This is a genomic window from Arsenophonus sp. ENCA (assembly GCF_002287155.1).
In the GTDB taxonomy this organism is placed as follows: Bacteria; Pseudomonadota; Gammaproteobacteria; order Enterobacterales; family Enterobacteriaceae; genus Arsenophonus; species Arsenophonus nilaparvatae.
This window is the reverse complement of the sequence record NZ_NHNG01000189.1, coordinates 1-6,837: the sequence shown is the minus strand read 5'-3', so window position 1 is coordinate 6,837 and position 6,837 is coordinate 1. Positions and strand designations below refer to the sequence as shown.

The window sequence follows — 6,837 nt, the reverse complement described above, 5'->3', positions numbered from 1 at the left end:
GTAAAGGCCATCGAAACAAACCGTTGTCCAAGACTCAGCAAGGGCGAAACCACAGGATTGCAAAGACTAGGGCACGGGTTGAACATGCATTTGCGGCGATGGAACAAATGGGTAGAAAACTGATCCGCACCATTGGACAGGTGCGCGCTAATTTTGCCATGACGATGATGGCAGCATGTTACAACCTAAAGCGGTTGGCGTACTTCCAGAGCGCGTGCATCGTGGCTTTCTGACGCCCAGAATGGGTCAAATGGCCCTAGCCAGGGCAATGTGCGATAGAATCAGTAACGTGATAATCAAAAAAAATCTAATTATTTAGAATGAAAGCCAAGGGTTAATTGAAAATCTTGAGTTTTTCGAGGTGCCCTATTGTAAGCCATTAGAGTTATCTATTTATGGACGTTATACAAGACGCGGGGGACTTGATATTAATCCTTGGCGATCAACACATCATTTAGAAATAGAAAATCTTCGTTTGCCTAGACAATAGTAAAAATCATAAAACCAGTTTTTCTTAGCTGGTTTTTCCAAAATAAACTCAACTAAATGCTTAAAAATTATCTTCAACAACGAGAGGCTTATCACTACAACATCGAATCAAAAACCACTTAACGTGGGTGTACACCTGTGTCGGCATACTTCCGGCCAGAAAGCGTTATAAGCTCCGCCTTGAGAAAAAAAATCAAGGCTACCAGCGATCAACCCGTTATTCCGTCGCTAATTTTTAGCAGAGAAATGACAAATAGTGCAGCATGACTACATCGTTTTCCGCCATACTGCGGATCGCCGATACTGATTTGTTAAAGAGCAGGTGCAACTATCAAAGGCACCTCTACCAAAACTGGATATTTTCAGTTTCAGGTTCGACCAGAAAACGTGGGCGAGGGAAAATAATGCCTTAAAAAATTAGGTCATTGAATAGGGAGAATCACTATTTTAGCTATAAAATTTAATCATTAAAAATCAATAATTTAAAAATAAATACAAGTATCGTTTAAGTTAAAAATCCCCAACTACTTTGTGTGAGGATTACTAAAAAAACTTTTACAAACAATTAATTATTTTTGTTTTGTCTCTATCAAATAATCCTCAATGGCAAAATTGAAAAATGCTCTTAATGCAGAATAAGTTTTTAACTCATGCTTCTGCATAGCACTATTAAAATGATTATCTACAGTCCTAACACTAATGTTTAAGCATAACGCAATCTCACTATTAGTAAGTCCAGAACGAGACATTGACAATATCTGAATTTCTCTTTTGGATAATTTAGGAAATAGTTCTGAATACGTCTTAAAGTTCTTAATACGGAATGGATGCATTAATTTCCCCCTATTCAGTTAACATAACCGTCAGAGCACATCGCCCTGCCGACGAGACTTAAATGCTAATGAACTGACTACCCGCAGGTAGCAGTTGAGGAGGAATGTAATGATTTATCCTTTTTTCTCGGCAAAATTGCCTAAGCTGACAAGCAGAATGCACATCAGTTTTTTGATAGATAATCTGCAATTTATTCTCGACCGTTATTCGAGAAATATTTAACCGTCTAGACATTTCCTTACTGCTTAAGCGATGCATCGTGAAAAACAATACTTGCCACTCTCTATCAGTAAACAACTTGTTAGGTTTTTCTGTAGTGACCGTACAAGGCTGCATGCCATCGACATATTCCAACGGCGACAAAAACAGGAACTCGTGAGCATGGAAGAAAGTGCCTAGGTACTCCTTATCGTGACCAAAAAGCGGTAGAAAGTGGAATTGCCAAACGGTGGACGATTCCCTGAAATTAGCGGATAGATTGCACATCAACGAAAAAGGTGCTCTTTCAGCGTGCACTTTCTCTATCAACGTTTTCAATTCGGCAGAGAAAATCATTGAGTGAAGCAAATCTGACATTGTGAGATTCATTTGAAATTCGCCTTCACTATCAACAAAACCACAAGGAACAGCAATACTCAAAAAGAATTTAATCATCTCGGAGTTCATGCTACACCTCCAGCGCTATTGCGAAATTCCAATTCAACACTGGCTCTTATCGCCTGTTTCGCGCTGCATACATCCAGCTTCCGCACCACGTTTCCTATGTGGAATTTCACCGTTGTTACTTTAATCCCCAATATCACGGAAATTTCCCAATAGGTTTTGCCAGCACTCACCCAGTGAAGGACCTCGTTTTCACGCTTGGTTAATCTTCTGAATAATTTCATCTCGGAGTTCATACCGCACCCCCGATACTCAGAAGGTACTCACGCTGACGGGATGTAAGATGTTTTGATGTGTGAGCAAAGCTCAAAAGCTGCTCGATTGATATGTTGCACGCTTTCATTATGCGTGCAATATGCGTACTATTTCGCATAGTCCGACTCCTAGGTATATTAGGTTTTGGATTAGCTGACTGTCAGGATTAACGGTCCTTTCAGTCAGCGCATAAATTTTTTAGTTAATTTTTTACTCTCAAATAGACTGAACACCAGTTCAATCAACTTTCACAACATATTTAATCTATTTTACCTGTATTATTAGTAGTTTCTTTCTCAAGTGCCGCTAGCGCTTGATCAAAAAGATCACTAAGAACACGAATCCCTCGCTTTTCTGCCAAATCATAAAATCGCTGAAAGCTACTTTCTTTTACTTTTATATTCAATTGTCTTTTTTTTTCACCTGAATTAAACCTTGCACGTTTTTGTCGCTTTGGTTCTTGAGGCTCACGTGACGGAAATCCATTTTCTATGGATATTTTTTCTATATCATCATTATTTGCTGTGGGATTTGGCTCTGTCTTAGGTTTAAACTTATTTAAATTTGCAAACGCATCAACTCGCTTTGTTAAGTCCGGCATTGCTAGCCCTCCGGCGATAATTTTGAAATTAATTCTGCTGCAAATGCATTGGCATTTTCGATAGCTTTATCTATTCCTGGCGCTTCAGACGAATTCAGTTTATCTAAAGGCTTTTGAAAAAAAAACATTGAACGAAAAGCCTCTCTCTCAGTTAATACTGTCTCAAAAACTGGGATTCCTTTATCCGACAGACTTTTTCTAAGACTTGCCATATTTCGTGTTTGATACGCAGGCGGTGTACGTGTTAACAGTATTGAAAAAGGAAGTATGTAATTTTTAACATGCCTTCTAACAGCCTGCTCTTGATCTTTAACTAAGGTTATCGCTCTGCCAGCCTGTTCAGCATCTAGCAGTGATCCTTGCATTGGAATAACAACAAAATCCGCTTCCTGAAGTGCATGAATCACAATTTTAGCTGCGGTACCTTCAAGATCAACGATTACAATAGGGTCTATAGCTGCTACCTTTCGGATATTAAAAGCTATATTATTCTCTGTAATATTAGAAATTACATGAACATTATCAGGACAATAACCACCTGTAGCCCATTTTTGTATTGGATAATTGGGATCAGCATCGATAATAGAAACACCAACTCCTCTTTTAGCAATTTGGGTTGCAAATATAAGTGAAGATGTGGTTTTTCCAACACCTCCTTTAGGACTTATGAATGCATAAGTAGGCATAAGATAACTCCAAATATCACTATGATAACTATTGATATTAATTAGTATAATTTATTATCAAATAATATCATAAGATATCTTTAGTTATCAATTAAAATGTAACTACTTTTTCAGCAACTGTTTTTTGATTTTATGGACTTCACGTTTACCTTTTTCTCTCTTACATGAAGCTTCGGCTTGTGGGGTATTTTGATTGCGATTCTTAAAAGTCACTTTATCTGTGGTCAAATCAAGCATAATTTCATAATCAGGGAGATCATTAGTTTTAGACAATTGCTTAACATTAAATTTGAACTTAGATAAAACAGCAGTACTCCCTGTTTTTGAGTATAATTTATCAAGAGAAATAGTAAATTCGTGCTGGCTACCACAATGTTTACGGGCAATTTCATAAAGTCGTCGATCTATTGCTTTACGAATACGGAAATAATCGGGGCTAATTTGTAAGACTTTTGTTTTTGTTATTGCTTGATAAAGCCAATCTGGCAAAGTAACTTCAACCATTCCAATTTCAAGTTTACCTTTTTGTTTCTCAACAATACGCCAACTATCGATTAGTCCAAATTCAATCGTTTCTTGTTCATCTTGCGAATAAATAATATTAGTTTTAATAGAAGTTCCTTTAAGGCGGGATAAGGCTTTTTCCAAGTCGTCATAAGCACGTCCACTTTTAGCCCGATTAGTTGTCACAAAAAAATCATAGGGAGTAAAAGCAACAGTACGACTAATAGGTTGATCATTGTTAATAGCTTCTTGCAATTTTGATATAGCATAAATCCAAATATCTTTATCAAAAATCGTAGCCAACCCTATACCAGCAGAAGAACGGATAGTTACTGTAACATTACCATTTTTATATTGCCTGACTTTTGTATCTCCTGCTTTTAAAGCAAAAAACGGATGTTCCATACTTGCCATTTCATCACGAAAAGTACAAATATCGATGTCATCAGCTATAAAAAATTCAAGTTGTTTATGTATGTATGGACGTAACGTCTTCAAATTGCGTTTTCCTGTTTTCTTTGTATGATCAAGCACAGCCTCACTCCTAGACCTGTAGGATTGTTGGTTAGAGTCGTTTAAATGGTTACCAGCTATTTAAACGACTTGTCTTTTTATAAGAAAAAACCATTCGACTTTTAGGAATAACAAAAAATATCGACTTTTAGGAAATATTATCGACTTTTAGGAAAATTTCAACTTATTCACTTTAAAAAACACATATTATATGTTGATAACTCATATTTAGATTCGACTTTTAGGAATAAAGTATCGACTTTTAGGAATAAAGTATCGACTTTTAGGAATAAAGTATCGACTTTTAGGAAAAATTTATATATTTTTTTATAATAAAAACATAATCTTACCACTCTTTTTTTGGTCTTTAACTCTTTTAACTTATACATAACTAAATATAACTTCGCGCGCGCGAGGTTTGTCTGTGGATAACTTTTCTTCTAACAAAAACCATGACCAGAAAAATATGTTACTACTGAGTGACCGTATTTCTCTTTTGCAATTGTGATATTCCGCTTCCTCGTCTGCTCACTCGCTCCGCTCGGTCACAGACTTGCGGCGAGCGGTGGGATTTTAATTAAAAAGATTTTTTTGAGTTAATTAACGCTGAAACATTGCACTATTCAGTTGCTACAGCTAGCATCTCTAGGATTAACTTATCTATTAATTCAGGCACACCATGAACAAGACAGAATTCATCAGCAAAGTTGCAGAGAAATCGAGTTTAAGCAAGAAGGATACTGAGAAGGCGGTGAACGCTTTCTCAGAAACCGTGACAGAAGAGTTAAAAGCTGGAAATGACGTACAACTCGTTGGTTTTGGCAGTTTTCAGGTTAAGCAACGCGCAGCCAGAGAAGGGCGCAACCCACAAACAGGCAAGGTTATACAGATTGCTGCTTCAAACGTACCGAGTTTTAAAGCGGGTAAGACGTTGAAAGAAGCCGTCAAATAACATGGCCGAAAGGCGTGTACGAATTAAAACCCCTGTACAAAAATGAGTTTAACTATTTTCGGACAGGGGTTTTGTATAGAGTCCGAAACCGAACGATTTTGTACAGAAAATAACATCTATCAAAAATTGAAAAATCGTTAAATCTAATCATTTTTGAAAACTAAAACAGAAATACCCGCCACAAATCCCTCTAAAATGTGCTGTAATCGATTCTGAGCAATTTTCTCGATAAAAACGTAAATTCATGCATCCAAAAAATTATCGTTTCTCACAATGCGTTTTCTGTCGCTTTGACTTTAATGCTAACGTCAAACGCAATATCAAAAACGCCCCAGATTTCCTAAAATACCTATTCAATCAATTTCTGGTAAACTTATTACATTGAGTTGTGCAGGAGAAGATTTTGATAAATCCAACGCCAGAACAACAAGCGGTCATTGACTGGCAGGGCGAGAAGCTTGTGGTTAATGCTTTTGCCGGAACAGGAAAAACTTCAACGTTAGTGAAATATGCCGAAAAGCATCCCGAACTCCGGATGCTCTACATTGCGTTTAATCGCTCAGTGAGAGAAGAAGCGGACGAAAAATTTCCCGCAAACACCTCCCATCAACTGGCATGGCCTAGCTTTGGCAGAAATTACGCTAATCGATTAACTAATTCTCTGCGTCTTTTTGATATTGCCAATGCTACTCAGAGCGATGACTGGGTATACGTAAATGCGATTCAGGATACCTTAAAGAACTTTATGTGCAGCGTAGATAATCAGATTATGTTACGCCACTGTCCCTCAATATTGATGGGTGAAGTTAAAAAATCATTTACCGCTAATGAGGTCGTCAGACAGAGCGAACAGCTCTGGCATCGGATGATTGACCTTGCTGATAATTTTCCCGTTATTCATGATATGTATTTAAAACTGTACCAACTCTCCCAATCGAACCTTTGCCCTCGTTTTGACGTTATTTTGTTTGATGAAGCGCAGGACGCTAATCCGGTTACTCACGATATTGTCTTCCGTCAAACCACGAAGTTAGTGATGGTGGGTGACGCCCATCAACAGATTTATCGCTTTCGAGGGGCGGTCGATGCATTAAATGCGCCTTCGCTTAGTGATGCTGACCGGCTCTGGTTAACCCATAGCTTTCGCTTTGGTGCCTGTGTTGCGGATATGGCTAATGCATTACTGGCAATGAACGGTGAAACGCATCAAGTGGTTGGCAGAGGTGAAAAAGATGACATCCTCATTGATATACCTAAGCAAGGCTTTCCTCACCGCGCCATACTCAGTCGAACGGTTGCCGGTGTGATTAGAGTCGCATTGGAAGCGAGTAGCAAAAAAG

The 6,837-nt window shown here is 38.0% G+C and carries 8 protein-coding genes and 2 pseudogenes; 4 read left to right on the top strand and 6 right to left on the bottom strand.

Going from position 1 to position 6,837, the window contains the following annotated elements; translation table 11 throughout:
- Together CBG25_RS04875 and queF are read left to right on the top strand one after the other, a co-directional pair.
- A partial coding sequence (locus CBG25_RS04875; protein ID WP_290604297.1) for a transposase occupies positions 1-233 on the top strand: 233 nt, incomplete at its 5' end.
- A gap of 128 nt (positions 234-361) precedes the next feature.
- Positions 362-490: pseudogene (queF, locus tag CBG25_RS04870) on the top strand (NADPH-dependent 7-cyano-7-deazaguanine reductase QueF); the annotation flags it as partial.
- Between the two features lie 568 nt (positions 491-1,058).
- On the opposite strand, the gene CBG25_RS04865 reads toward queF, so the two are convergent.
- The 6 genes and pseudogenes from CBG25_RS04865 to CBG25_RS04840 all read right to left on the bottom strand — a co-directional run bounded on the left by CBG25_RS04865 (position 1,059) and on the right by CBG25_RS04840 (position 4,566).
- The gene (locus tag CBG25_RS04865) at positions 1,059-1,322 is read right to left on the bottom strand and encodes a helix-turn-helix transcriptional regulator (protein ID WP_290604970.1); all 264 of its coding nucleotides are present in this window, start codon (positions 1,320-1,322) and stop codon (positions 1,059-1,061) included.
- Positions 1,323-1,380: 58 nt separating this feature from the next.
- Positions 1,381-1,989: a helix-turn-helix domain-containing protein gene (locus CBG25_RS04860; protein ID WP_290604969.1), complete on the bottom strand. Its 609-nt coding sequence runs from the start codon at positions 1,987-1,989 to the stop codon at positions 1,381-1,383.
- Positions 1,986-2,189 (bottom strand): annotated as a pseudogene (locus CBG25_RS04855) (helix-turn-helix transcriptional regulator); the annotation flags it as partial. The pseudogene CBG25_RS04855 and the gene CBG25_RS04860, both read right to left, overlap by 4 nt.
- Before the next feature lie 311 nt (positions 2,190-2,500).
- On the bottom strand, positions 2,501-2,842 hold the full coding sequence (locus CBG25_RS04850; protein ID WP_290604967.1) for a hypothetical protein: 342 nt from the start codon (positions 2,840-2,842) through the stop codon (positions 2,501-2,503).
- A 2-nt stretch (positions 2,843-2,844) separates the two neighbouring features.
- Positions 2,845-3,528, bottom strand: a complete 684-nt coding sequence (locus tag CBG25_RS04845) for a ParA family protein (RefSeq protein ID WP_290604965.1) — start codon at positions 3,526-3,528, stop codon at positions 2,845-2,847.
- Between the two features lie 102 nt (positions 3,529-3,630).
- A complete protein-coding gene (locus tag CBG25_RS04840; RefSeq protein ID WP_290604963.1) occupies positions 3,631-4,566 on the bottom strand; it encodes a replication initiator protein A in 936 nt (311 codons plus the stop codon).
- Positions 4,567-5,224: 658 nt separating this feature from the next.
- Between CBG25_RS04840 and CBG25_RS04835 the strand changes: the two genes are divergently transcribed.
- Positions 5,225-5,497, top strand: a complete 273-nt coding sequence (locus CBG25_RS04835; RefSeq protein ID WP_290604961.1) for an HU family DNA-binding protein — start codon at positions 5,225-5,227, stop codon at positions 5,495-5,497.
- 403 nt (positions 5,498-5,900) lie between these two features.
- The coding region (locus CBG25_RS04830) for a UvrD-helicase domain-containing protein (protein ID WP_290604959.1) at positions 5,901-6,837 on the top strand (937 nt) is incomplete at its 3' end.

Excerpts from the sequence above, each read along its gene's own strand:
- CBG25_RS04845 (WP_290604965.1), bottom strand. The coding sequence starts at position 3,528 with ATGCCTACTTATGCATTCATAAGTCCTAAAGGAGGTGTTGGAAAAACC.
- CBG25_RS04860 (WP_290604969.1), bottom strand. The coding sequence starts at position 1,989 with ATGAACTCCGAGATGATTAAATTCTTTTTGAGTATTGCTGTTCCTTGT.
- CBG25_RS04850 (WP_290604967.1), bottom strand. The coding sequence starts at position 2,842 with ATGCCGGACTTAACAAAGCGAGTTGATGCGTTTGCAAATTTAAATAAG.
- CBG25_RS04835 (WP_290604961.1), top strand. The coding sequence starts at position 5,225 with ATGAACAAGACAGAATTCATCAGCAAAGTTGCAGAGAAATCGAGTTTA.
- CBG25_RS04865 (WP_290604970.1), bottom strand. The coding sequence starts at position 1,322 with ATGCATCCATTCCGTATTAAGAACTTTAAGACGTATTCAGAACTATTT.